Raw genomic sequence first — 24,730 nt, forward strand, 5'->3', positions numbered from 1 at the left:
CGAGTACGAGGTCCGAAACGCCGCGACCTACCCCCGCTTCCGCGCCCCCATCGCAAACGCGATCCCCGCCTGCAAGCTCCCCTTCGTCACGATCCCCGTCAGCTCCGCCGAGCTACCCACGAGCGACCGCGCCACGTCCGCGCGCATGCCCGTCAGGATCGCCTGCGCCCCGAGCAGCCGGAGCGCCGACGCCGTCCGCACGAGCGCCTCCGCGATGTAGATGTCGCCGCCCTTCACGCCCGTCACGTCGAGGATCACCGCGCGCGCCCTTCGCTCCGACGCGCCGCGTAGCGCCGCCCCCATCACCTCGTCCGAGCGCGCTCGATCCATCGTCCCGATGAGCGGCATCACCACCACGTCGTCCGTGATCGGGATGATCGGCGTCGACAGCTCCGCCAGGCGCTCGCGCTGCACGTCGATGATGTGCTGCTGCAGCGACTCCCGCTCGAGCTCCGCGATCATGCGTTGTTCGAGCTCGAGGCGAAGCTGTTCCGCCGTCTCGTTCGCCTCCCGCGTCCGTCGCCCGACCTCCTCTTCGAGGCCCTCGTTCGTGCGCAGGAGCTCCTCCGTCACGCGCTGCACCTCCGTGTAGAGCAGCGCGCTCTCCACTGCGGCGCCCGCCTGCGAGGCGAGGAAGTCCACGAGCACGAGCCGCGCCGGCACGAACGCCTCCGTCGCGAGCGCGTGCTCGAGGTAGATGATCCCCACGAGACGGCCCTTGTGCAGCATCGGCGTGCACAGGATCGAGCGCGGCGCGCGCGCCACCATGTACCGATCCTTCGCGAAGCGCCGATCCGATCGCGCGTCGCCGAGCAAGAGCGGCTCGCGCGTGCGCCGCACGTACTCCACCACCGAGAGCGGCAGATCCTCCGTCTCCTCCGCCAGCACGCTCGGGCCCGCCGTCAGCCGCTCCGGGTCCACCACCATCGTCGCCTCGACCCAGAGACGACCGCCCCGCTCGATGAGCAGCATCCCCCGGTCCGCGCCCGCGCTCTCGATGACGGCGCGCACGACGCGCAAGAGCACGCGCTCGAGGAGGATCTCGCCCGCGATCGCCTGCGCCGCGCGGATGACCGTGGCCGTGTCGAGCGTCGCGAACGAACGCTCGCCGGGGCTCGAGTTCGCCGGCATGTCCCAAGGCGGCGTCTCGTTCTCCCAGAGATCCTCGTACCGCGCCGCGATGTTCTCCACCTTCGCGCGCGCGCCCCAGCGCAGGTAGCCCTTGCGCGCGTCGAGCACGTAGGCGCGCGCGAGGCGCTTGCGGCCCCGGGCGATGTGATGCTCGGCAGCGCGCTCGCTCGCGAGCGCCTCGTCCTTGATGTACTTGTGCTCGCACGCGCCCGCGATCGCCGCCTCGAAGAGGTCGATCGCCTCGGCGTCGCGTCCCTCCGCGCGCGCGCGCTCGGCGCGGACGAGGTCGAGCCGGTGCTGGTACGTCTCCGGGCAGCTTCGCGCGAGCGCCGCGAGCTCGGCCTCGCGACGATCGAGGTCCGCCCGCCTTCGCGCCTGATCCCCGGGCGTGCCGGTGTTCATGAGCGCCGCCGCGACGATCGCGCCGTGGAAGACGACCTCCGCCGCGAAGTACTGGGCGACGACCGTGGGGAGGAGCGCATCGGCCTCGGCGCACGCCTTCTCCGCGAGCTCGAGGTCGTGGAAGAGCAGGGCGAGTTCGAGGCGCGCCGCGTGGTAGCGGCACGCGATGAACGGGAGCTTCCGCTCGACGAGCGAGGCGACGAACGAGACCTCTTCGAACTCCCGATCCGACAGCGAGATCCGACCCCGCGTCCGGCCGCGCAGGCAACGGATGAGCTGGTACATGATCCGCAGGTACGCCTCCGAGGTCGTGTCCCGCGTCTTCTGCATCAGCGTGAGGAAGCCCTCGGCCTCCTGCTCGACGACGGCGAGGTCTTCGCCGATCCCGAGCCGGAGCCCCGTCGTCGAGAAACACGCGTACGAGAGGAACGAGAAGTCGCCCGTCGCGAGCCCCTCGCGCTGCGCGCGTTCGAGGAACGGCAAGCACGCCGAGAGCGGGCGGCGGAACGGGTGCAAGGTCGCGCCCTGGTTCAGGTAGACCTTGCACGCGATGGTCGGGCTCGGCAGGCGCTCGTGCAGGCGCAGCGCGATCTCGCCCATCCGATGGGCCTCTTCGTACCGCCGCGCCGCGACGAGGCTCATGCCGTGCGCCGAGAACCCGTACGCCGAGAGCTCCGTCGGGCCCCACGCGAGCGTCGCGCGCACCATGCGCGCGCACACGAAAAACATGAGCGACGGCGACGTGCCGTACGACGCCGACACGAGGTGCATGAGCGTCCGCAAGGTCGCGCGCTTGCGCGCGTCGTCGAGCGGCGGCGCCGAGGTGATCGACTCGACCGAGCGCGCCTCGAGCTCGGCCGCGAGCTCGGCTTGCTCCTTCGCGAGCGCCTCTTCGAGCGTCGCCTCGTCGGGGAGCGTCTCGCCGAGGAGCGCGAGCGCCTCGCGGCCCACGCGCACCGCGTCCGCGAACCGTCCCTGCGTCACGTAGAGCACGACGAGCAGGTCGTGCACGCCCGCGCGATCGAGCGCGGAGGTCGCGTGCGAGAGAAGGAGCGCGAAGAGCTGCTCGGCCTCGTGGAACTGGCCCGTCAGGTACGCGCACGCCGCGCGGTCGCGCGTGAGCGCGAACGTGAGGAACGACTGCTCCTCCCAGCCACGCTCGCCGACGAGCTCCATGCCCGTCGCGAGGTAGCCGATCGCCGCCTCGTACGCGGCCGCGCCCTTCGCTTGTTGTCCGGCGTCGAGCGCGAGCTTCGCGACCTCCAGCCGCTCGGCCGGATCCGTCATCACGGCGATGCCGCGGCTCATGTGGAGGAGCAGCTCGAAGAGGCCCTCGCCCTCGGCGCCGATCTCGTCGCGCAGCCGCCGCCCGATCGCGAGGTGCAGGTGCGGCACCTCCTCGGGGCGCAGGAGCGAGTAGGCCGCCTGCTGGACCTTGTCGTGCGAGAACCGGAACGCGCGCGGCGCGAGCGGCTTGGGCGGGGTCGACTTGCCCGATCCGCGCGGCGAGAATTGTCGCACGCGCACGGGGAGCACGAGGCCTTCGGTGAGCGCCGCGGCGAGGTCCGCGCGCACCTCGGACTCGGGGCGATCGGCGAGCGCCCCGAGCGCGTCGATCTCGAACTCGTGCCCGAACACCGACGCGAGCACGAGCGTGCGCTGCGCCGCCGGCGAGAGGTCGCCGATCTTGTCGAGCAAGAGCGTCACGATGTCGTCGGTGACCGTCTCCTCGATGCGCGCCTCGTCCGAGACCACGGCGCCCGTGGCCGGATCGACCTCGACGAGGCCCTCGCGCACGAGCGTGCCGAGGAGCTGCCGGATGAAGAGCGGGTTGCCGCTCGTCTTGCTCCACAGGAGCACGCCGAGCGACTCGACGTCCGCGAGGTCGCAGCCGAGCAGCCCCGCGACGAGCGCGCGCACGTCGGACGGCCGGAGCGGCCGGAGCTCCACCTTCGACACGGGCACGCCTTGCCACTCGATCTCGTCGATGACGCGCCCGATCGACCGGAAGCCGTCGCCGTCCTCGCGGCCGCGGAACGCCACGATGACGAGCAGGTAGCTCGACTGCGGATCGGCGAGCAGGTCGCGCAGGAGTTTCAACGAGGCAGGGTCGGCCCACTGCAGATCGTCGAGGAAGAGCAGCACCGGGCGGCGCCGCGTGAACACCGACAAGAAGCGCTGCACGACGAGCGCGAAGCGGTTCTGCGACTCGATCGGGCCGAGGTCCGGCGCGGCCTCCGCGGGCCCGCCGAAGAGCAGCCCGACCTCGGGGACGACGCGCGTGACGAGCTCGGCGTTCGGCCCGAGCGCCGTGTCGATCTCGCTGCGGATGCGCGCGAGCTCGGACTCGCTCTCGGCGAGGGCCGCGCGCACGAGCTCGCCGAGCGCGTGGCCGAAGCCCGAGAACGGCAGGCCTTGCCCGATCGGATCGAACTTGCCCGTGACGATGTAGGCGTCGTCGGGGCCGATGCGCGTGGCCGCGTCGAGCACGAGCGCGGTCTTGCCCATGCCGGCGCCGCCCTGGATGGCGAAGAGCTCACGCCCGCCGCGCCGCGCTCGCTCGATCGCCGAGGCGAAGTTCTCGCGCTCCGCGTCGCGGCCGTAGAGGCGCACCGCCGACGCCAGCATCGTCGGTCGGTCCTGGCCGCCGAGCGGGAAGGGATCGATGCGACCCGATTTGCGCAGGCGCGTGAGGCATGTCTCGAGGTCGGCGACGAGCCCGCGCGCGCTCTGGTACCGATCGTCGGCGCCCTTCGCGAGCAGCTTGAGCACGATGCGCGACACGGCCGGCGGCACGTTCGGCTCGAGCTCGTGCGGCGGCTTCGGCGTGCGCGCGAGGTGCGCGTGCACGAGCGTGACCGGGTCCTGCGTGGTGAAGGGCGGCGAGCCCGTGAGCATCTCGTAGAGCACGGCGCCGAGCCCGTAGAGGTCGGCGCGATGATCGACGGGGCGGTTCGTGCGGCCCGTCTGCTCGGGCGGCATGTACGCGAGCGTCCCCTCGGGCGCTTGCGGGTTCGGCGCGCGCAGGGACTCCTCGCCGACGCGCGCGGCCGAGGTGAAGTGCAGGATCCAGACAGCGTCGTCTGCCTCGCGGAAGAGGATGTTTTTCGGGGCGATGTCGCGGTGGACGATGCCGTGCGCCGCGAGCGTCGAGAGCGCTCGCCCGAGCGCGGCCGTGATCTCCAGCGCGGTCTCGATGCGCAACCTTCGCGACGCGAGCAGCTCCGCGAGCGTGCTTCCGCCGGGGTCGGCGCGGAGCAGCGCGAACACGTCGCCGTGCTCGACGAGGCCGAGCGTGCGCGGGACGATGGAGTCGCCGAGGTCCTTGGCGATCGCGTGGGCGCGGCGGATCCTCGCGCGTTCCTCGCCGCGGGCGCGGGCACGAGCCGTCTCGACGAGCACGGGCGTGCCGTCTTCGAGGTGGCCGCGATGCAGAGCGAAGCGCGCGTCCTCAGCGAGCGTTGCGAAGATGGTACAGCCGGGGAACTCGGGAACCATGCGGGGGGAGCCTCCGCCGGAGCGGTAAGTTCGACCGAACCATACGGCGGGTTCGGGCGCGGATGGAAGGGCCGAGGGGCTCCCGGATCTTGCTCATGACGGGGAAAAACCTCCCCGCGTCCCCGAGCCCCCCCGGTCAGGGTTTGGGGGGAGACGGCTGGTGGGGCGCGCGTGTCTTCGGCGTCCACCCCTTGGAGAAGGCGCCGTGTTTCTTGGGGGTGGGCTGGGGCGGCGGGCGCCAGAGCGTCGGATCGGCCTCGGCGGCGGGGTCGGGGGCGGCGTCGGCGCAGCAGCGGAAGGAGACGAAGTAATAGGTGAACTCCGGCTCGTGGCTCACGGTCATGGGCCGGCAGGCGTTGCGCACGTGGCCCCAGGCGCCGCCTTTGAGCCCCGCCCACTTCGACTTTTCGTAGTTCTTCTCCGCGTTGACCCACTCGTCCACGTTCCCGGTTTGATCGTGGACGCCGAACCCGCTCGCGCAGCCGGGCATCTCGCCGCTCGAGACGCTCTGGTCGAGCCGAAAGAGCTCCTGATCCTGGATCCAGGCCTCGCGCGAATAGATGTTCTTGAGGACGGGCTGATACCAGGGGTTGTCGATGTTGCAGGTTTTCGGGTCGCGCTTGTACCCATAAGGGAAAGGCGTCTTTTTCGGCCCTTCACAGGCCGCGACCCACTCGCTCTCCCAGCAGAGGCGTTTTCCCTGCTCCTGGCACATTTGCAGCGAGTCGTACCAGTCGACCATGACCGGCGGGTGCGCGCCCTCTTTGTTCGGGTACTCGTATTTGTCGATGCAGTATCGCTGCCGCCGGAGCTCCGTCTTGCACTTCTGCGCCTGCTCGGCGAACTCGTGGCAGATGATGATCTTGTTCGGCTTGTTGTGCTCTTTTTTCAGGCACTCGAGCTCGACGTCGGGGCAATACGTCGTGTCGACGAAGGCCATGCCCTCCGGGCAGGGCGACTTCGGTTCGGCCTCGCTCGCTGGCGCCGCGCTCGCGCTCGGCGCGGCCGTTTCCGCCGCGGGAACGAGCTCCGGCGGAGGCGCGCTCGGCGCCGCGCTGGGCACGCCCGTCGCGTTCGCCCCTTTTGGTAACTCCGTCGGACCGCCGCAGCTCGATGCCGTGAGGGACATCACGGCAGCTGCGGTCAACAAGCTCAAATTCGATCCCATGCTGGACTCATGCGTGTGATACCTTGCCCGCCCTCGCATGAAAATCCACGAGTATCAAGCCAAGCAAATCTTCGCACGCTACGGGATCCCCGTGCCGAAGGGTGAGCCTGCCTTCTCCGTGGCGGAGGCGGAGGCCGCGGCGAAGCGCCTGATCGAGGCGACCGGGATCCCGGTGGTCGTCGTGAAAGCCCAGATCCACGCCGGTGGTCGCGGCAAGGGCGGCGGCGTGAAGGTCGCCAAGGGCGGCGTCGCCGAGGCGCGAAAGCTCGCCGAGCAGATCCTCGGCATGCAGCTCATCACGGTGCAGACGGGCCCCGAGGGGCAGAAGGTCCGCAGGCTCTACATCGAGCAGGGCCTCGACATCGACCGCGAGATCTACCTCGCGCTCACGCTCGACCGGGATCGCCGCCGCATCGCGGTGATGGCCTCGCGCGAGGGCGGCATGGACATCGAGCAGGTCGCCCACGACACGCCCGAGAAGATCCACACGCTGCACATCGACCCGGTGATCGGCCTCGCCCCCTACCAGGCGCGCAAGCTCGCGTTCGCGCTCGGGCTCGGGGCGAAGGAGCAGATGCGGCAGTTCACGAAGCTCGTCGACGGCCTCTACAAGTGTTTCCTCGCCGAGGACTGCTCGCTCGTCGAGATCAATCCGCTCGTCGTGACGAAGAAGGGCGACATCGTCGCGCTCGACGGCAAGATGACGTTCGACGACAACGCCGAGATCCGCCACCCCGAATGGGCGGATTTGCGCGACGCGGACGAGGAAGATCCGGTCGAGCTCGAGGCGAAGAAGGTAGGCATCTCGTACGTCTCGCTCGACGGCGACATCGGCTGTCTGGTGAACGGCGCGGGCCTCGCGATGGGCACGATGGACATCATCCTGCACTACGGCGGCAAGCCCGCGAACTTCCTCGACGTCGGCGGCGGCGCGACGCAGGAGCAGGTGAAGAAGGCGTTCCAGATGATCCTTCGCTCCGACAAGGTGAAGGGCATCTTCGTCAACATCTTCGGCGGCATCATGCGCTGCGACGTGGTCGCGGCGGGTATCGTCGCGGCGACGAAGGAGCTCGGCCTGTCGGTGCCGCTCGTGGTGCGGCTCGAAGGCACGAACGTCGAGGCGGGTCGCAAGATCCTCGACGAGAGCGGCCTGAAAATCGAGAGCGCCTCCTCCATGGGCGACGGCGCGCAAAAGATCGTCGCCGCGGTGAAGCAGGGCGCCGCGGCCTGATGCCGGGGATGATTTTCGTCACGAAAAGGAACCAGTTGCGATGAGCATTCTCGTCAACAAGGACACGCGGGTCGTCATCCAAGGCATCACCGGGGAGTACGGCTCGCAGCACGCCCGCGCCTGCCTCGCATACGGCACGAAGGTCGTCGCCGGCGTCACGCCCGGCCGCGGCGGCCAGCGATTCGAGGACAAGGTCCCGATGTACGACACGGTGGAAGACGCCGTGAAGAAAGAGGGCGCCGACGTCTCGTGTATCTTCGTCCCGCCCGTCGGCGCGGCCGACGCGATCGTCGAGGCCGCGGACGCCGGCTGTCGGCTCGTCATCTGCATCACGGAGGGCATTCCGGTGCTCGACATGGTGAAGGTGCGCCGATACCTCGAAGGCAAGCCCACGCGGCTCATCGGGCCGAACTGCCCCGGCATCATCACGCCCGAGGAATGCAAGATCGGCATCATGCCGGGGCATATCCACAAGAAGGGCCATATCGGCGTCCTGTCGAAGTCGGGCACGCTCACGTACGAGGCCGTCGGTCAGCTCACGGCGCTCGGCGTGGGCCAGTCGTCGTGCGTGGGCATCGGCGGCGACCCGGTCGCGGGCATGGACTTCATCGACGTGCTCGAGCTCTTCAACGAGGACCCGGACACGCACGGCGTGATCATGATCGGCGAGATCGGCGGCGGCGCGGAGCAGAAGGCCGCGGCGTGGATCAAGGCGAACATGAAGAAGCCGGTGGCGGCGCTGATCGCGGGCCGCGCCGCGCCTCCCGGCAAGCGCATGGGCCACGCGGGCGCCATCATCTCGGGCGGCAAGGGCACGGCGGCCGAGAAGATCGAGGCGCTCGAAGACGCCGGCGTGAAGGTCGCCCCGACCCCGGCCGACATGGCGTCGACGCTGATGAGCCTGATGAAGTAATCGGCTCCGCCCCTCCCCTCCCCCCTCGTACTTCCCTCCCCCATTCTCGCGTGACGCGTCCGGTGCGCATCGGTCGTGGATGCGCGGGTTTGTCCGACGTTCCAGACATCTCCGGCGCTCGTGTCCGTCGCGCTCACCGAAGCCTGGCCTGCGTATGGCAAGCAGCGGGGATTGCTTCCGGCTCCTGCCGGATCAGGAAGGACGTCCCATGAAATCCGTGGCCATCTGGAGCCGCCTGCTTTCGCTGGTGACATTCCTGTTTGCACTCCCCGCGTCCGCGGACCAGCCCGTCGAACAGGACCTCTTGCTCCCTGTGGAGCTGCGCCTTGAGGTGACGGCCGATATCGAGGCCCAGGTACTCGTGAATCCAGGCCATCCGAACGGAGGCCGCACGTTCGTGTTGCTCCACGGCCTGGCCCACACCGGCGACGCCCTTCGGCCGCTGGCCGAAGCCGTATTCGCGAACCCCAAACTCAAAGCGTCGAGGGCGGTGCTCCTGAGCCTGCCCGGACATGGCGGGAGCTCATTGCCTCAGGGCCAAGGCGTCCTCTTTGGAGACCTCTCGCTCGAGGACGACGCGGCGGCCCTGATCGGCGCCCTGGATGCGCTCGAGGCTCGCGGGCTTCGCCCCGATGTCCTCGTGGGCCACAGCATGGGCGCGGGAATCGTCGAGCTCGCGCAGGACCGGCTGATCGACGAGGGGACGGACTTCCGGACCCGCTTTGGCGTCAAGGAAGTCGTGCTGCTCGCCTCCACCATCCCGAACGCGGTCCCGCCGAGCGTGTTGCCTTGGGCGCTCGCGGACTCCGGCGCGGGCGCGGCATTTCTTGCGCCCTTCGTCCTCTTTTCGGATCCGATCCTGGGCCCACATCTATCCATCCCTGCCGAGGTCTGGCCGGGCCTGTTTTTCACGAACACGATCGGCGACCTCGTGCCGGGTACGCCGAGCGCCGCCGACGTCGTCGCCCAAGGATACATCGCGCCCGAGGCGCTGATCGCCAGCCTGGAAATGCTCGGGGCCGGCGGATGGAGTCGCCCCACGGTGGGTCCGGGAATCTTCGGTCGACGCCACGGGAGCGAGCCTTGCGTCATTGCCTTCAGCGAGGACATCTTCATCGCCGTCGACGAGGAGGTGGCTCTTTATCGCTATCTCACGGGCGATATGCAGGACAAGCGCTTCGTGCTCGTGACGCGCCCCGATGCCGTCCACGACATGCTGATTTCCGACCCCGGTGCCGTGGCCAGCGCGATGGAGACATGCTCGAAATGAGCTCGGGCTGAGGCTCGGGCTCGCTTGCCGAGCCGACGAGGCCGTCTCATGGAGCCCCCGGGAGGCCACGACCATGAGGCATTTCGCGCTCTCCTTCCTCGCCTTTCCCGCCGCGATCGCCTTCTCCGCGGATGCGCGGGCCGAAGCGCCGGAGGCGTTCGCCATTCGCGAGCTCAAATACGCTGGCCCCGGCTGCCCCCAAGGATCCGTCGCCTACCTCGCCTCGCAGGACGCGGAGGCTTTCACGATTCTCTTTTCCAAGCTCTACGCCGAGGTCGGCCCGAACGTGGCCCGCGGCGACGCCAAGAAGCGTTGCAACCTCGACATCCACTTCGATTTCCCGCCTGGCTGGTCCTTCGCGATCGAGGGCGGCGACGTGCGCGGTTATGCCTTTCTCGAAGCGGGCCTCAGCGGCATCATACGCTCGACGTATTCGTTCCCCGGCCTGCCCCGCGAGGAGCGCGCCTTCGAGATCGTGCTCCAGGGAGAGATGGACGACAACTACGAGAAACACGACGTCGTCACGCCGGACCGCCCCGTCCCCTGCACGGGCCGAAAAAACCTGCTCATCAAGACCGACACCGTCATCGACGACCGCTTCGCCCGCGGCAAGAGCGGCCTGCTCACCGTCGACAGCGTGGACGGCGTGGTCCGACAAACGTATCGATTGCGCTGGACCCGCTGTCGCTGACGAGGCTCAAGGAAACCGGCTCCGCCGCCTCCGTGAAGGCGCGCCCGAGCTCCGCTTCGCGCCTCCGGTGAGGATCCTCCGCGGGTAGAGCGAGATCCGCTTCCGCGCCGCGGGGTTTGGCGGCAAAAACGAGATTGCCACCGCCGCGACGTCCACCTCGGTCGCCCCGTGCCGCGCCGCCGTGAGCCCGCCGTCGAGGAAACGGCTCACGAGGCCCACCATGGCCTCGTCCGCGCCGGACGCGAGCAGGCCGTCCGTGAACAGAAGCAGGTGCCGCACGCCCGCGAGCTTGCGCACGCCCGCGCGCACGTGCGCCTCGGCCGAAGGATCGCCGGAGAGCACGTGCTCGTCCTCCGGCGCGAGCCGTTCGAACGAGCCGTCCGCCCGCACCACGACGACCTGGCTCCTTCCGGCCATCAACCACTCGAACGCGTCCTTCGCCACCCGCACCACGGCCGCCGCGCTGCCCGTTTGCGCCCCACCTCGAGCCCGCGCCTCGCCGATGCGCCGATTCGCCTCCTGGCAGAGCTCCGCGAGCGGCGCGCGCGTCCGCTCGCCGAACACCTCGCTCGCGATGGTCCCGGCGAGCCCCCCGTCGAACACGCCGTAGACGTGCCCCGACACGAGCAGCACGTCCTCGTTCGGGGTCGTGTCCCCGTACGCTCTGGGCGGGGCCGCTTCGAAAAGCGTCTCGACCGTCATGGCCAGCGCTTTCCGGGGGGCCTTTCGCTTCATGTCCTCGACAATGAACCAGGCTCGCGGAGCGGCGTCAATCGCCGGGCACGCTCACTTCTTGCTGCGAAAAGCGTCCGTCGCCGAGACGAGCTCGTGAACGATCCCCGGCTCGAACGCCGAGTGCCCCGCGTCGGGCACGATACGCAGGTTTGCCTCGGGCAAGGCGCGGTGGAGATCCCAGGCGCTCTTCGCGGGACAAACCACGTCGTAACGGCCTTGCACGATGACCGTGGGGATGTGCCGAATGCGAGCCGCGTCCGTGAGGAGCTGCCCGTCGTGCTCGAAGAACCCGCGGTTCACGAAGTAATGGCACTCGATGCGGGCGAATGCGTCCGCGAACGTGTCGCCCGCGCACCGCGCGATGTAATCCGGGTTCTGCAAGAGAAAGCTCGTGCTGCCCTCCCACACGCTCCACGCGCGGGCCGCGGCCTGCCGCACGGACGCGTCGTCGCTCGTGAGGCGCTTGTAATACGCGGACACGATGTCGCCTCGCTCCGCCTCGGGGATCGCGGCGAGGTAGGCCTCCCACGCGTCGGGGAAAAACGCGGCCGCGCCGATGTCCTGGTAAAACCAGTCGATCTCCCACTTGCGCAGGAGGAAGATCCCCCGCAGCACGAGCTCGGTGACGCGCTCGGGGTGCTTCTCCGCGTAGGCGAGCGCCAGCGTCGATCCCCACGAGCCGCCGAAGACCTGCCAGCGCTCGATCCCGAGGTGCTCGCGCAATCGCTCGATGTCCGAGACCAGGTGCCAGGTCGTATTGTCCACGAGCGAGGCGTGGGGCGTGCTCTTGCCGCAGCCGCGCTGATCGAAGAGGACGATGCGGTAATGGGCAGGATCGAAGAACCGCCGCTGCTTCGCGTCGCTCCCGCCGCCGGGGCCGCCGTGCAGGAAGACGACGGGTTTTCCGGCGGGATTGCCGGACTCCTCGAAGTAGAGCTCGTGCACGTCGGAGACGCGCAGGCGCCCGGTGCGATGAGGCTCGATTCCGGGGTACAGCGTCTTGAGAATGGGAGGAGATCCGGCCATGGGCGCGCGAGCTTGCCAGACAGGCTCACGTCTGTCCATCAGGGGAATCTTCCAGGCGGTTCGAAACGCGTGGTATGTGTCGGCCCCCCCAGGGAGGGAGAACGCTCCACCATGAACGAACCCATTTCCTCGCACGCGGCCGATCACGAGCCGCCTCCGCCCGAGCCGATCGACGAGCTCGTGGAAGATCGCAAAAAGCGCGGGCGTCGGCTCCTCACGTTCGGCGCGCTCGCGCTGGTGCTCGGGGGCGGCGGCCTCTTCGGGCTGCTCCGGTATCAGGACGCGCAAAATACGAAGGCGATCGCCGCGGCGTGGAGCGCGTTCGCCACGTGCACGGTCGGCCCCGAGCTCGAGGAGAACGAGCCCGCGAGCAAGCGCTTCCGGCGCGTGCAGCTCGAAGCGATGACGATGACGGACGCCGAGCGGATGACGCCGGGCGTGGACAAACCCTGGCCGGCCGCGTGCGCGCCGCTCGGCCACGCCGTGGCCGAGGTTTGGAAGAGCGCGGGCCGCGTCGAGGAAGGCGGCAAGGATCTCGGCGCTGCGGCCGAGTCCCTGGCGAAATCGCTGGGCGAGCCGACGGCGCGCACGGACGACCTGTCCGAGGCGATCGACGCGGCCTTCGCGCAGGCCAAGAAGGCCGCCGTGCAGCGCGTCGCCGTCGAGAAGGGACCCCGCGCGCCCGAGCCGGTTCGTCCCCTCGACGCGACGCGCCTCGACGAACTCACCGAGCCCCTCTCGCGCACGGCGTTCACGTTGAGGGCGGCCTACACGGACGCGCACCCGGCGGGCGTGATGCGGCTGCTCATCGAGGAAAAGGGCGTGGAGAAGGCGCCGTTCCTCTGCACGTTCGCCGCGAAGGACGCGAAGGCCACGTGCAAATCGCTGCCGAGCACGCTGCCGAAGGGCCACGGCCTGCGCCTCTGGGGCACGGCCGACGACGACTCCGCGCCGCTCGTCTTCGCGGGGGAGCGCGGCCAGGCCGGCATCTTCCGCGCGGACAGCGGCGACAAGGTCGACGCGATGTACAGCTACGGCGGATATGCCAAGAAAGACGGCGCAGCCGCGGCGCTCGGGTTCGACGAGAAGACGAAGGACCTGCTCCTCACGCGGAGGGCCTCGGGCGGTGAGCCCGGACGCACCAAGCTCGAGCCGGATTTCCGTGTCGGCAATTATTATTATTCGACGCAGATCCTCTGGGATCACCTCGTCCTGCGCGGCGTGACCAAGCAGAACGAGCGCCGCCTCTTCGTCTCGCCGTATGGCGTCGCGGGCAAGACCGAGCCTTCGTTCGCCGACATCGGCGAGCTGCCCGAGCCGGGCCTCGTCGAGGGCGGCGCGGACGAAGCCCCGCACATCGGCGGCTGCCGATCGTCCGAGGCCATGGTCGTCCGCGTGAAGGGCTACGACAACGATTTCATGAGCTTCCTCGTCGGCGGCAAGTGGAGCCCGCCGATGTCGCCCAAGGTCAGCGACGGCTTGCTCTCGTGCCACGGCACCGAGGCCGTGGTCACGCGGCTCTATCCGGGCGGCCCGGACAAAGGCTGGGCCACGAAGATCGCCCAGAGCCAGTGCACGACGGCCGGCTGTCGCGTGCACGACGTCTCGTTCGACAAGATCCTGAAGGGCCAATACGAGTTCGGTCCGCGCGAGAGGAAGGTCGACGCGGTCGACGTCAACGGAAAGCTGCTCGTCGTGTGGGCGGCGGGCGAGCGTGGCGGCGTGCGCATGCGTTATGCCAAGGCCGAAGAGATCGAGCGCGCGGACGACTCGATCCTCTACGACGACCTCTACAAGGACGGTCAGGTCCAGAAGCTCTCGACGCTCTTCGACCTGCGGCTCTTCTCCCGCGATGGATTCGCGATCCTGCTCCTCTCGACGGTGACGGGTGTGTATGCGCTGCGCCTCGACACCGGCGGCGGGATGACGCCGGTCGACGTCACCTGGGAGTGACGGCGCCACGCGAGCTCCACCACCCTTCATGTTTGCCGCCGCGTGTCACGTCCGGGCGGGGCAAGCAGCCGCCTGAGGAAGGACCGTAGGCACGTCGGGCCCCTCCGCGGGCGAGCGACTCGAAACGCGACCGCGCGCTGGAAAATGCCGCGTGCGTGAGGAGACCCTCTTTTCACTGTCGCTGGCACTCGCTATATTCGTGTTTGCCATTGGATTCTGGGGCGGTCTGACCGCCTCTCACGGTCACCGGCGCGCGCGCGGCGTGCGTCCATGGAGGAGCGTGCGATGGGAGCTTGCACGAAGGTGCTGGGAGCGGTCGTCGCGATGGGAATCGCGCTCGGCACGCCCGCTTTGGCTTGGGCGCAGGCGCCTCTGGCGCCGCTGTCGGAGAGCAGCCTGCCCTGGCAGCCCGGTCAGGTCTTTACACAGGCGACCCCGTTCGGGGACGGCTACCGCCGTGTCCTGCGCGATACGTTCGAGGCATTCGAGGCATTCGCGGATCTCTCCCGTTATGGCGCGCCGCCCGCCATAACGCCGGCCGTACAGGTGAGCGTGCCCTCGCAACTCTGGGGCGCGGACATGCGGACGTTCATTCCGCCGAGCCCCGAGCAGCCCACCATTTACGTGGGGCCGGCGCGGGCCCAGCTCATCCCCATCGAGACCGCCTCGACGGTGGTGGCCGAGGCCCGCGGCATGCAGGGCGTGCTCGTGGGCTTTCAGTTCGAGCTGCCCTGGATGATTCCGTAGGAGCTCGAACCCCAAAGCTACAGTCCGCCGGGCGCGCGTGGTGATCCCCCTGGCCACGCGCGCCCGGTATTTCTTTCAGGCCGGTCCGATCATGCGCTCGGGCCGCACGATCGCGTCGAACTCCTCGCCCGTGAGGAGCCCCAGCGCGAGCGTCGCCTCGCGTAGCGTCGTCCCCTCGGCGTGCGCCTTCTTCGCGATACGCGCGGCCGCGTCGTAGCCGAGCCGCGGCGCGAGCGCCGTCACGAGCATCAGGCTCTTCTGGAGGTTCTCCGCGATGCGGACGCCGTTTGGCTCGATCCCGCGCGCGCAGTGCTCCTCGAACGAGGCCATCGCGTCGCCGAGAAGCCGGATCGACTGGAGCGTGACGTGGAGCAGGAGCGGCTTCATCACGTTGAGCTCGAAGTTCCCGCCCGCGCCGGCGATCCCGACGGCGACGTCGTTCCCCTGCACCATCGCCGCGACCATGATCACGGCCTCGCTCTGCGTCGGGTTCACCTTGCCCGGCATGATGGAACTGCCGGGTTCGTTCTCGGGGATGGTGATCTCGCCGAGCCCGGCGCGCGGCCCGCTCGACAGCCACCGCACGTCGTTCGCGATCTTCGTCAGGCTCGTGGCGAGCGTCTTCAGCGCGCCGTGGGCGAACACGATCGCCTCGTGCCCCGCGAGCGCCTGGAACTTGTTCGGCGCGGGCACGAACGGCAGGCCCGTGAGCGCGGCGATCTTCGCGACGGCGCGCGTCGGGAACTCCGGGGGCGTGTTGAGCCCCGTCCCGACCGCGGTCCCGCCGAGCGCGAGCTCGAAGAGCGGCGGCAGGGCCCGCTCGATCATCCCCTTCGCGTGATCGAGCTGCGCCACCCAGCCCGACATCTCCTGCCCCAGCGTGAGCGGCGTCGCGTCTTGCAGGTGCGTTCGTCCGATCTTCACGACGTCCGCGAACGCCTCGGCTTTCCGCGCGAGCGTCTCGCGCAGCGTGGTGAGCTTCGGCAGCAGCGCGGCCGTGATCTCGGAGGCGATGGCCACGTGCATCGCGGTCGGGAACACGTCGTTCGAGCTCTGCCCGAGGTTCACGTGATCGTTCGGGTGGATCGGCTTCTTCGAGCCGAGCACGCCGCCGCTCGTCTCGATGGCGCGGTTCGCGATCACCTCGTTCGCGTTCATGTTCGTCTGCGTCCCGCTGCCGGTCTGCCAGATCGAGAGCGGAAAATGCGCGTCGTGCTGGCCCTGGATCACCTCGTCGGCGGCGGCCACGATCCAACGCGATTCCTCGGGCCCGAGCAGCCCGAGCTCGGCGTTCGTGAGCGCGGCGGCCTTCTTCACGAGGCCGAGGGCGCGGAGGAACGGCCTCGGGAAGCGCTCGACGCCGATCGCGAAGTGATGCAGCGATCGCTCCGTCTGGGCGCCCCAGTAGCGGGAGGCTTCGACCTCGATGGGTCCGAAGGTGTCGGTCTCGATGCGCGTCGTCATGCCGCTGGCTTAGCAGCGTACGCGCTTGTCATCTGTCCCGATCTTTGCCACCTTCCGCCCCCGACGATTCTTACGTGGAGCGAGTGATGGCCGGACAGGGCATGGACGCGGTACCCCGGGAGATCTTGCGCGCGGCCTACGAGCGCAAGCCGATCTACCTGCTCAAGATTCCGCTGCATTATGGTCTCTGGGCGGGCCTCGCCTGGGTCCTCTACGCGACGCAGCATCATCGCTTCGCGATCCCGATCGGCGTCGTGGTCTCGTTTACGATCGCGAACCTGATCCGCGGGCTCGGGGCGGCGGGGCACGACGCCGTGCATGGAAACCTCTCGCGGTCGAAGACGATCTCGTACTGGCTCGCGCTCCTGTGCTGGTCCCCCTCGGGGTTTCCGGTGACGCTCTACGCGAACTATCACCTGCACCATCACAAGATCACGAACACGTATCCCGACGTCGACAACGTCGTGGTCACCGATTACACGAAAAACCCCACGCTCGCGAAGATCTTCCTCTTCTGCGTCTACACGTTCGCGTACCCGATGTATTTCCTCGGGCAGATGATGAAGTTCTACATGAACCGCCTCACGCTGGGGCAGCAGCTGCGGACGCACCTGGAGACGCTCGGTTACTTCTCGCTCGTGGGCCTCGCGGCCTGGAAGATGCCGTTCCAGGTGTGGTTCTTCTGCTTCGCCCTGCCGTTCATCTTCGGGGCGATCCTGGCCAGCGTGACGTCGATGATCGAGCATTTCGAGATGCCGGCGACGGACGACGACGCCTACAGCTCACGCACGTACGGGACGAAGAGCGATTTCCTCAACTTCTTGTGGAACAACGTCACGTACCACAACGAGCACCACAAGTACCCGGGGATCCCGTTCTACAACCTGAAGAGCTTCCACCACGCCGCGTACCCCCATTACGACGAGCGGGTGAAGGCCGAATGCTACGGCTCGGTCCTCGGCCCGATGTTCATGCTCTGGGGCCGCATCCGGAAGCTCGACGTCGAGAAGCTCGAGGAGAAGTACCGGGACCTCGACAAGCAAAAAGAGCGCGAGAAGATGCTCGCAGTGCAGGGCATTCAGCCCGGCGCGGCCTGATCTCGCCTCACGGTCCTCCGGGCACGCAGATCGCCGTCGGCCCGCCCGCCCCCAGACACGAAAACCCCGGATTGCAATCCTGCGCCGAGCCGCAGGGCATCGCGCACCGTCCGACCTGGGCATTGCACCGATGACCGCCGCACACGATCGCGGTCGCCTCGGTGCAGAGGGGCGAGAGCGGGCTCGGCGGGGGCGTGGCCGTGCCCGTGGCCGCCGTGGGCGTCTGACCGTATCCGGCGGCCTGCCCCTGGGGCGTGGGGCCATAAGATCCGGCGACGGTGCCTTGCCCGGGCGCGGCCGCAGGCGCGTACGCGTTGCCGCCCTCGACCGTCGGGGGCGACCCGTCGGCCTGGCTCCCGCCACACGCCGCGAAGAAGAGCGCACCGACGAGCGCGAACCCGCCGTGGAAGCCATCTCGCCCACGATGTCCTAGCCCCATGCCCACAGCCTAGCGGAGACGAGGGCCCGTGGAAAACCCCAACGAGAGGCGGGGGCGTGCTCGACGCGGTGGGTCAAAAGGCGGGGGATCGTGCCCGCCGGGCAGCCTCTTTCCCATTTCATGGCGGAAACCTCCTCGTCGCGTGGACTTGTCCGGCAACTCGATTGCGCCCCGCGAGGACGCAGGTTTTTCCCAACCTAGCCCGTCCCCGTTGTACCCTCCCGCCCCCCGATGCCCACGAAGCGCCAAGTCCTCGACATCCTCACCCGCCAGGAGCTCTGGGAGCTCGTCGACCGCCACCACGTGACCGTCACCGATCGCCGCTCGAAGGAGAAGATCGCCGCCGAGCTCGACGCTCACGGCCCCGCGCTCCCCGAGCTCCTCGCGGGCTTCTCGCGCGACCGCCTCAAGGAGCTCTGTCGCGAGCTCGCGCTCGACGACGGGGGCCGGGACAAGGCCGTCATCATCGCGCGGCTCGCGGGCGCGGCGTGGGCGAACGGGGCGCCGGTCGAGGGGGAGGTCGCGAAGGCCGCAGCCACGGAGCCGAAGTCGGCCCAGATCGAGCTGCCCCTCGGGCCCACGCCCCCGGCCGTGCCCCCGCGCAAGGCCGCGACGAACGTGACGCCCACGCCGGTCCCCCCGTCGCCCCGCAATTTCCAGAGCTTTCGCGAGATCACGGATTTCCTCTGGCAAAACGCTGAGCGGCTCCGGGGGGTGTACAAGCCGAACGAATATGACAAGGTCATCCTGCCGCTGCTCGTCGTGCGCCGGCTCGAGTGCGTGCTCGCGCCGACGAAGGACAAGGTCCTGAAGAAACTCGCGGAGCTCCAGGGCAAGGGGATGAAGGTGGCGGATCCGATCGTGGACTCCGTCCTGCGCAAGACCTCGGGTGTGCCGTTCTACAACACGTCGCCGCTCGATTTCGAGCGATTGACGGGCGACTCGCAGCAAATCGCGCAGCACCTCCGTAGTTACTTGAAGGCGTTCTCGCCGAATGCGCGGGACATCATCGAGCAGTTCAAGTTCGACGAACAGATCACGCGGCTCGACGAGGGGAACCTGCTTTTTCAGGTGGTCAAGCTCTTCGCCGAGGTGAACCTGCATCCGGACGTCGTGTCGAATCACGTGATGGGGCGCGTGTTCGAGGAGCTGATCCGGCGGTTCAACGAAAAGAAGAATGAGGAGGCGGGTGATCATTACACGCCGCGCGAGATCATCCGGCTGATGGTCGATCTGCTGTTCATCGAGGACGACGACGTGCTCCAGAACCCCGGTATCGTGCGGACCTTGCTCGATCCGGCATGCGGGACGGGCGGGATGCTCTCCGTCGCGGAAGAGTACCTGTTCGAGCTGAATCCGCAGGCGAAGCTGGAGGTGTTCGGACAGGAGCTGAACGCCGAGACGTATGCGGTCTGCAAGTCGGATATGATTATCAAGGGGCAAAACCCCGACAACATCGTTCGCGGGAACTCGTTCTCGGACGATGGGCACGCCGAGCGGAAGTTCGACTACATGCTGTCGAATCCGCCGTTTGGCGTCGACTGGAAAAATGTCCAGACGAAGGTGCAGGCCGAGCACGAGAATCTCGGGTTCGCGGGGCGGTTCGGGCCAGGATTGCCGCGGATCAACGACGGGGCGCTGCTCTTCCTGATGCACATGATTGCGAAGATGAAGCCCGTCGACAAGAAGACGGGCGAGGGCGGGAGCCGGATGGCGGTAGTGTTGAATGGGTCGCCGCTGTTCACGGGGGACGCGGGGTCGGGGGAGAGTGAGATCCGGCGGTGGATCCTCGAAAACGACTGGCTCGAAGCGATCGTGGCGTTGCCGGATCAGCTCTTCTACAACACGGGAATCGCGACGTACGTCTGGGTGATCACGAACCGGAAGCCGGCGCATCGGAAGGGGAAGGTGCAGCTCATCAATGCGACGGAGCTGTACCAGAAGATGCGCAAGTCGCTCGGGAACAAGCGGAACGAGCTCGGGGCGGGGCACATCAAGACGATCGTCGACACCTTTGGTGATTTCGTCGAGAGCGAGGTCTCGAAGGTGTTCGACAACGAAGACTTCGGGTACCGGCGCATCATCGTGGAGCGCCCGCTGCGCTTGAACTTCCAGGCGTCGCCGGAGCGGATCGATCGGCTGCGGGAGGAGTCCGGGTTCGTGAACCTCGCGAAGGCGAAGAAGGGGGCCTCGGGCGAAGGGCGAGCGCTCCAGGAGGCAATCCTACGGACGCTCACGCACCTCGATGCGGCGAAGGTGTACAAGAGCCGACCGGCATTCGAGGCGGCGCTCGAGGCGGCGGTGCTGGCGGAGGGGGTGGATCTGGTGGCGCCTGCGCGAAAGGCGATCCTCGCGGCGCTGTCGGAGCGGGACGAGACGGCGGAGGTTTGCCTGGATGCCAAGGGGCGGCCGGAGGCGGATTCCGAATTGCGGGATTACGAGAACGTGCCGCTGAAGGAGGACGTCGCGGTCTACTTCGAACGGGAGGTGAAGCCACACGTGCCGGATGCGTGGATCGCGGGGGTAGAGATGCGGGGCGGGAAGGCCCTGGTGGTGGATGAGGACAAGGTGAAGGTTGGGTACGAGATACCGATCACGAGACATTTTTATAAGTATACGCCGCCGAGGCCGCTAGAAGAAATCGAGACCGACATCCGGGGGCTGGAGAAGGAGATCCTAGCGCTACTCGGCGAGGTGCTGAAATGAACAGCACGCAATACGTTGGAGGTTGGCAACGGCTTCGCCTCAAATTCATCACAAGACTGGCCTACGGAGATTCACTCCCCTCCGAACTGCGGCGGGAAGGATCGGTTCCGGTATTCGGGTCGAATGGCATCGTCGGCACGCACGATTGCCCCAACACCCGTGGACCAGTGATTTTAGTAGGACGCAAGGGCTCTTTTGGTAAAATCCAGTGGTCTGAGCAGGCCGCATTCGGCATCGATACAACTTATTTTATTGATTCTCGACACTCTCGGGCCAGTCTGAGATGGCTCTACTATGCGCTTCAAACGCTCAACCTGGATGCGGTCTCGCAGGATACGGGCGTCCCTGGGCTGTCCAGGGAGGTCGCGTACGAGTCAATTCTGGCCGTACCTCCCGCAGAAGCTCAGGCAAAGATCGCTGCATTTCTAGATCGAAATACCGCTGCAATCGACGAGCTCATCTCCAAGAAGGAGCAAGCTGCGACACTACTTGCAGAGCAGCGACAGACGATCCTCACGAGGGCAGTCACCACGGGTCTGGATAGCGACGTGCCTACGCGGCTGAGTGACGTCGCGACTCTAGGACGAACGCCGTTGCACTGGGACACAGTACGCCTCAAACACGTCGTCGCCAGGATTGTCGACTGTCCTCACTCGACTCCAGAATACGAGGACGACGGGGACTGTATCGTTGTTAGGACGTCGGATGTTGATCGGGGTCGTCTTGATCTCGAAAGAGCACGACGATGCTCCTGGGCAACCTATTGGGAACGCACAGCTCGAATGGCGCCGGCTTTCGGTGATATATTGTATAGCCGTGAGGGCGAGCGGTTCGGAATGGCAGCACTGGTTCCAGACCGTGTCCCAATCTGCTTAGGCCAACGCATGATGATCTTTCGTGTCGGCGCTCGCGTGGATCCGATGTTCCTAATGTGGTTCTTGAACAGCGCATCAGCATACGCGCAAGTTGTTCAAGACACGGTAGGCGCAACTTCGCCCAGAGTAAATATTCCTACCGTTGCCAACATCTGGATTCCGCTTCCGCCGCTCGATGCACAGCGCGCAATCGCTAGTTTTGTGTCGACTGAGGTTGGGCGGATTGACGCAATCCGTGACAGGATCGACGCAAGTATACATACACTAAATCAGTACCGCCAATCCCTCATCACCGCCGCCGTCACCGGCAAGATCGACGTCACCCGCGAAGAGGCCGCATAACCATGCCCGGCGCGCACACCGAAAAGGCCCTCGAATCCCTCATCGAAGCAAGCCTCCTCGGCCCCGGCGGCTGGACCAAAGGCGACCCCAAGACCTTCGACCGCGAGCGCGCCCTCCACCCCGCCGACTTCTTCGCCTTCCTCGCCGCCACCCAGACCGAACTCTGGGCCGACCTCAAGAAGCAACACGGCTCCGGCCTCGAGCCCGCCGTCCTCGACGCCCTCGCTAAGGCTCTCGACACCCGCGGCAGCCTCGACGTCCTCCGCCACGGCTTCAAGTTCTTCGGCAAGAAGCTCGATTGCGCCTACTTCCGCCCGGCCCATGGCCTGAACCCGGACGTGCTCGCGAAGTACGCGCGGAACCTGCTCACCGTCACCCGGCAGGTCAAATTCCGGCCCGACAGCGACGACTCGTTCGACATCCTCCTCTCCCTCAACGGTCTCCCCGTCGCCACCGTCGAGCTCAAGAATCAGTTCACCGGCCAAAACGTCCAGCACGCGATCAGGCAATACCGCGACCGCGACCCCCGCCAGCGCCTCTTCCAGTTCAAGAAACGCGCCCTCGTCCACTTCGCCGTCGATTCCGATGCCGTCTACATGACGACCAAGCTCGACGGCGAGAAGACCTCGTTCCTCCCCTTCAACCGAGGCAAGGACGGCGGCGCCGGCAATCCCGAGCACCCGAGCGGCATCCGCACCGCGTATCTCTGGGAGGAGGTCTGGCAGCGCGATTCCTTCCTCGACATCGTCGGCCGCTTCGTCCACGTGCTCATCGAGGAGAAGACCACGGGGGGCAAGAAGACCACGAGCGAGAAGATCGTCTTCCCCCGGTATCACCAGCTCGATGCCGTGCGCAGGCTCGAAGCCGCAGCGCGGAAGGACGGGCCTGGAAATAGCTACCTCGTCCAGCACTCCGCCGGCTCGGGCAAATCGAACTCGATCGCGTGGCTCGCCCACCATCTCGCGAGCCTGCACGACGCGAACGATCAGAAGGTCTTCGACTCGGTCGTGGTCATCACGGACCGCCGCGTCCTCGACAAGCAGCTCCAGGACAACATCTACCAGTTCGAGCACAAGCAAGGCGTCGTCGCGCGCATCGACGAGCACTCGGAGCAGCTCGCCAAGGCGCTCTCGTCCGGCACGCCGATCATCATCACCACGCTGCAGAAGTTCCCGTTCGTCACGGAGAAGATCGGCAAGCTCCCGAAGCGCAGGTACGCCGTTATCGTCGACGAGGCGCACAGCTCGCAGACCGGCGAGGCCGCGCGGCAGATGAAAGAGGTCCTCGCCGTCGCGACCCTCGAAGAGGCCGAGCAAGCGGACGAGGACGCCCCCGAGGAGGACATGGAGGACCGGCTCGCGAAGGTCATGGCCTCGCGCGGGCGGCAGAAGAACCTGTCCTTCTTCGCGTTCACCGCGACGCCCAAGTACAAGACGCTCGAGGTCTTCGGCCACCGCGACGCCGAGGGCAAGCCCGCGCCGTTCCACCTCTACTCGATGCGGCAGGCGATCGAGGAGGGGTTCATCCTCGACGTGCTCAAGAGTTACACGACGTACCGCGCGTATTACCGGCTCGTGAAGGCGACGGAGGAGGACAAACGCGTCCCGAAGAAGGAGGCGACGCGGCAGCTCGCGCGGTTCATGAGCCTGCACCCGCACAACATCGCGCAGAAGACCGAGGTCATGGTCGAGCACTTTCGCGCGAAGGTGCGGCACAAGATCGGCGGCAAGGCGAAGGCGATGCTCGTGACGAGCTCCCGCTTGCACGCGGTCCGCTACAAGCTCGCGTTCGAGAAATACATCAAGGAGAACGGCTACACGGACGTCGGCGTGCTCGTGGCCTTCTCCGGCAAGGTGAAAGACCCCGCCGACGGCGTCGAGCGCACCGAGCCGAGCATGAACGTCGGCAAGGACGGCAAGCACATCAGCGAGCGCCAGCTCACCGGCGCGTTCGATTCCGACGCGTACCAAGTGCTGCTCGTCGCGAACAAGTACCAAACCGGCTTCGACCAGCCGCTCTTGCACACGATGTACGTGGACAAGCGGCTCTCCGGCGTGCAGGCCGTGCAGACGCTCTCGCGGCTGAACCGCACGCATCCGGGCAAGGAGGACACGTTCATCCTCGACTTCGTGAACGAGGCCGAGGAGATCCGCCGGAGCTTCCAGCCCTACTACGAGCGCACGACGATCGCGGAGAGCGCCGACCCGCAGGAGCTCTACGAACTCGCGCACCGGATCGAGTCGGCCCAGGTGTTCTGGGCCTCCGAGCTCGACGCGTTCTGCAAGGTCTTCTTCGCGAGCAAGGGCAAGCAGACGGGGGACGACATCGCGCAGCTTTACCGCCACGTGGACCCCGGCGTGGACCGCTTCAAGGCGCTCGACGAGGCGAAGCAGGACGAGTTCCGGAACGCGCTCGTGGCGTTCATCCGGCTCTACGCGTTCCTGTCGCAGATCATGCCCTTCCAGGACCCGGACCTGGAGAAGCTCTACACGTTCAGCAGGTTCCTCGAGCTGAAGCTACCGCACGATCCAAAGAAGACCCCGCTCTCGCTCGATGGCGAGGTCGCGCTTCGGTACTACCGGCTCGACAAGATCAGCGAGCAGCAGATCTCGCTCGACATGTCGAATAACGTGCCGCTGAAGGGTCCGACGGACGTCGGGACGCGGAAGGAGAAGGACGAGGAGGTCAACATCTCGGAGATCCTTCAAGTGTTGAACGAGCGGTTCGGCACGGACTTCAAGAAGGCCGACGAGCTCCTATTCCACCAGTTCGTCGAGGAGGCGAAGCAGGACGCGGAGGTCGTGCAGCGCGCGAAGGCGAACCCGCTCGACAATTTCGCGCTGTCGATGAAGGGGAAGATCGAGGCGAAGATGATCGACCGGATGGAGCAGAACCAGGAGGTGGTGTCGCGGTATATGAGCGATCCCCAGTTCCAGGACGTGCTGTTCCGGTGGATTGTGCGGCGGATTTATGAGGATGTGAGGGGAAGCGAGAGCGCAGCGTGATCGAAAAGGGGCGCCGCCCGCGGGTGGGCCGCATCCG

The 24,730-nt window shown here is 67.3% G+C and carries 17 protein-coding genes; 11 read left to right on the plus strand and 6 right to left on the minus strand.

From position 1 onward, the window contains the following. Positions 1-27: 27 nt before the first annotated feature. Entirely contained in the window at positions 28-5,031 is a 5,004-nt protein-coding gene (locus QHF83_RS17130) for an AAA family ATPase (protein ID WP_282418916.1), read from the minus strand. 136 nt (positions 5,032-5,167) lie between these two features. After that, the gene (locus QHF83_RS17135) at positions 5,168-5,971 is read right to left on the minus strand and encodes an SUMF1/EgtB/PvdO family nonheme iron enzyme (RefSeq protein WP_282418917.1); all 804 of its coding nucleotides are present in this window, start codon (positions 5,969-5,971) and stop codon (positions 5,168-5,170) included. Between QHF83_RS17135 and QHF83_RS17140 the strand changes: the two genes are divergently transcribed. From QHF83_RS17140 to QHF83_RS17160, 5 genes are all read left to right on the plus strand, one after another. Then, the gene (locus tag QHF83_RS17140) at positions 5,970-6,218 is read left to right on the plus strand and encodes a hypothetical protein (RefSeq protein ID WP_282418918.1); all 249 of its coding nucleotides are present in this window, start codon (positions 5,970-5,972) and stop codon (positions 6,216-6,218) included. The two genes, QHF83_RS17135 and QHF83_RS17140, sit on opposite strands and share 2 nt — an antisense overlap. 18 nt (positions 6,219-6,236) lie before the next feature. Then, positions 6,237-7,430: an ADP-forming succinate--CoA ligase subunit beta gene (sucC, locus tag QHF83_RS17145; RefSeq protein WP_282418919.1), complete on the plus strand. Its 1,194-nt coding sequence runs from the start codon at positions 6,237-6,239 to the stop codon at positions 7,428-7,430. A 40-nt stretch (positions 7,431-7,470) separates the two neighbouring features. Further along, positions 7,471-8,343, plus strand: coding sequence for a succinate--CoA ligase subunit alpha (sucD, locus tag QHF83_RS17150; RefSeq protein WP_282418920.1), 873 nt, complete (start codon positions 7,471-7,473; stop codon positions 8,341-8,343). A 208-nt stretch (positions 8,344-8,551) separates the two neighbouring features. Further along, positions 8,552-9,613, plus strand: a complete 1,062-nt coding sequence (locus tag QHF83_RS17155) for an alpha/beta hydrolase (protein ID WP_282418921.1) — start codon at positions 8,552-8,554, stop codon at positions 9,611-9,613. Positions 9,614-9,686: 73 nt separating this feature from the next. After that, positions 9,687-10,304 (plus strand): DUF4360 domain-containing protein, encoded by a 618-nt coding sequence (locus QHF83_RS17160; protein ID WP_282418922.1) that lies wholly within the window; start codon positions 9,687-9,689, stop codon positions 10,302-10,304. A 6-nt stretch (positions 10,305-10,310) separates the two neighbouring features. On the opposite strand, the gene QHF83_RS17165 is transcribed toward QHF83_RS17160, so the two are convergent. Then, complete coding sequence (locus QHF83_RS17165) at positions 10,311-11,039, minus strand: hypothetical protein (RefSeq protein WP_282418923.1); 729 nt, start codon at positions 11,037-11,039, stop codon at positions 10,311-10,313. A 51-nt stretch (positions 11,040-11,090) separates the two neighbouring features. After that, the gene (gene pip / locus QHF83_RS17170; protein ID WP_282418924.1) at positions 11,091-12,065 is read right to left on the minus strand and encodes a prolyl aminopeptidase; all 975 of its coding nucleotides are present in this window, start codon (positions 12,063-12,065) and stop codon (positions 11,091-11,093) included. Between the two features lie 111 nt (positions 12,066-12,176). On the opposite strand from pip, the gene QHF83_RS17175 reads away from it, so the two are divergent. Beyond that, positions 12,177-14,018, plus strand: coding sequence for a hypothetical protein (locus tag QHF83_RS17175; protein WP_282418925.1), 1,842 nt, complete (start codon positions 12,177-12,179; stop codon positions 14,016-14,018). A 285-nt stretch (positions 14,019-14,303) separates the two neighbouring features. Then, a complete protein-coding gene (locus tag QHF83_RS17180) occupies positions 14,304-14,765 on the plus strand; it encodes a hypothetical protein (protein WP_282418926.1) in 462 nt (153 codons plus the stop codon). Between the two features lie 75 nt (positions 14,766-14,840). Here the strand turns inward: QHF83_RS17180 and fumC are convergent, their stop codons facing one another. Then, positions 14,841-16,229 carry a class II fumarate hydratase gene (fumC, locus tag QHF83_RS17185; RefSeq protein ID WP_282418927.1) on the minus strand — a complete coding sequence of 463 codons (1,389 nt, stop codon included), beginning with the start codon at positions 16,227-16,229 and terminating at the stop codon, positions 14,841-14,843. Between the two features lie 101 nt (positions 16,230-16,330). On the opposite strand from fumC, the gene QHF83_RS17190 reads away from it, so the two are divergent. Next, entirely contained in the window at positions 16,331-17,326 is a 996-nt protein-coding gene (locus QHF83_RS17190; RefSeq protein ID WP_282418928.1) for a fatty acid desaturase, read from the plus strand. A gap of 7 nt (positions 17,327-17,333) precedes the next feature. Here the strand turns inward: QHF83_RS17190 and QHF83_RS17195 are convergent, their stop codons facing one another. Next, positions 17,334-17,765, minus strand: coding sequence for a hypothetical protein (locus tag QHF83_RS17195; protein WP_282418929.1), 432 nt, complete (start codon positions 17,763-17,765; stop codon positions 17,334-17,336). A gap of 231 nt (positions 17,766-17,996) precedes the next feature. Here QHF83_RS17195 and QHF83_RS17200 point away from each other — a divergent pair, with 231 nt between their 5' ends. From QHF83_RS17200 to QHF83_RS17210, 3 genes are read left to right on the plus strand one after another with little or no spacing between them, the layout of a single operon-like run. Then, the gene (locus QHF83_RS17200) at positions 17,997-20,471 is read left to right on the plus strand and encodes a class I SAM-dependent DNA methyltransferase (protein ID WP_282418930.1); all 2,475 of its coding nucleotides are present in this window, start codon (positions 17,997-17,999) and stop codon (positions 20,469-20,471) included. Next, a complete protein-coding gene (locus QHF83_RS17205) occupies positions 20,468-21,688 on the plus strand; it encodes a restriction endonuclease subunit S (RefSeq protein WP_282418931.1) in 1,221 nt (406 codons plus the stop codon). The genes QHF83_RS17200 and QHF83_RS17205 overlap by 4 nt, the downstream gene beginning before the upstream one ends. A gap of 2 nt (positions 21,689-21,690) precedes the next feature. Then, a complete protein-coding gene (locus tag QHF83_RS17210; RefSeq protein WP_282418932.1) occupies positions 21,691-24,693 on the plus strand; it encodes a type I restriction endonuclease in 3,003 nt (1,000 codons plus the stop codon). Positions 24,694-24,730 lie beyond the last annotated feature (37 nt).

Source organism: Polyangium sp. 15x6 (assembly GCF_029960785.1).
GTDB lineage: Bacteria > Myxococcota_A > Polyangia > Polyangiales > Polyangiaceae > Polyangium.

What these genes read in the sequence shown, in the direction of transcription:
- QHF83_RS17130 (WP_282418916.1), bottom strand. Translation starts at nt 5,031, where the DNA reads ATGGTTCCCGAGTTCCCCGGCTGTACCATCTTCGCAACGCTCGCTGAG.
- QHF83_RS17140 (WP_282418918.1), top strand. Translation starts at nt 5,970, where the DNA reads ATGCCCTCCGGGCAGGGCGACTTCGGTTCGGCCTCGCTCGCTGGCGCC.
- QHF83_RS17135 (WP_282418917.1), bottom strand. Translation starts at nt 5,971, where the DNA reads ATGGCCTTCGTCGACACGACGTATTGCCCCGACGTCGAGCTCGAGTGC.
- sucC (WP_282418919.1), top strand. Translation starts at nt 6,237, where the DNA reads ATGAAAATCCACGAGTATCAAGCCAAGCAAATCTTCGCACGCTACGGG.
- sucD (WP_282418920.1), top strand. Translation starts at nt 7,471, where the DNA reads ATGAGCATTCTCGTCAACAAGGACACGCGGGTCGTCATCCAAGGCATC.
- QHF83_RS17155 (WP_282418921.1), top strand. Translation starts at nt 8,552, where the DNA reads ATGAAATCCGTGGCCATCTGGAGCCGCCTGCTTTCGCTGGTGACATTC.
- QHF83_RS17160 (WP_282418922.1), top strand. Translation starts at nt 9,687, where the DNA reads ATGAGGCATTTCGCGCTCTCCTTCCTCGCCTTTCCCGCCGCGATCGCC.
- QHF83_RS17165 (WP_282418923.1), bottom strand. Translation starts at nt 11,039, where the DNA reads ATGAAGCGAAAGGCCCCCCGGAAAGCGCTGGCCATGACGGTCGAGACG.
- pip (WP_282418924.1), bottom strand. Translation starts at nt 12,065, where the DNA reads ATGGCCGGATCTCCTCCCATTCTCAAGACGCTGTACCCCGGAATCGAG.
- QHF83_RS17175 (WP_282418925.1), top strand. Translation starts at nt 12,177, where the DNA reads ATGAACGAACCCATTTCCTCGCACGCGGCCGATCACGAGCCGCCTCCG.
- QHF83_RS17180 (WP_282418926.1), top strand. Translation starts at nt 14,304, where the DNA reads ATGGGAGCTTGCACGAAGGTGCTGGGAGCGGTCGTCGCGATGGGAATC.
- fumC (WP_282418927.1), bottom strand. Translation starts at nt 16,229, where the DNA reads ATGACGACGCGCATCGAGACCGACACCTTCGGACCCATCGAGGTCGAA.
- QHF83_RS17190 (WP_282418928.1), top strand. Translation starts at nt 16,331, where the DNA reads ATGGACGCGGTACCCCGGGAGATCTTGCGCGCGGCCTACGAGCGCAAG.
- QHF83_RS17195 (WP_282418929.1), bottom strand. Translation starts at nt 17,765, where the DNA reads ATGGGGCTAGGACATCGTGGGCGAGATGGCTTCCACGGCGGGTTCGCG.
- QHF83_RS17200 (WP_282418930.1), top strand. Translation starts at nt 17,997, where the DNA reads ATGCCCACGAAGCGCCAAGTCCTCGACATCCTCACCCGCCAGGAGCTC.
- QHF83_RS17205 (WP_282418931.1), top strand. Translation starts at nt 20,468, where the DNA reads ATGAACAGCACGCAATACGTTGGAGGTTGGCAACGGCTTCGCCTCAAA.
- QHF83_RS17210 (WP_282418932.1), top strand. Translation starts at nt 21,691, where the DNA reads ATGCCCGGCGCGCACACCGAAAAGGCCCTCGAATCCCTCATCGAAGCA.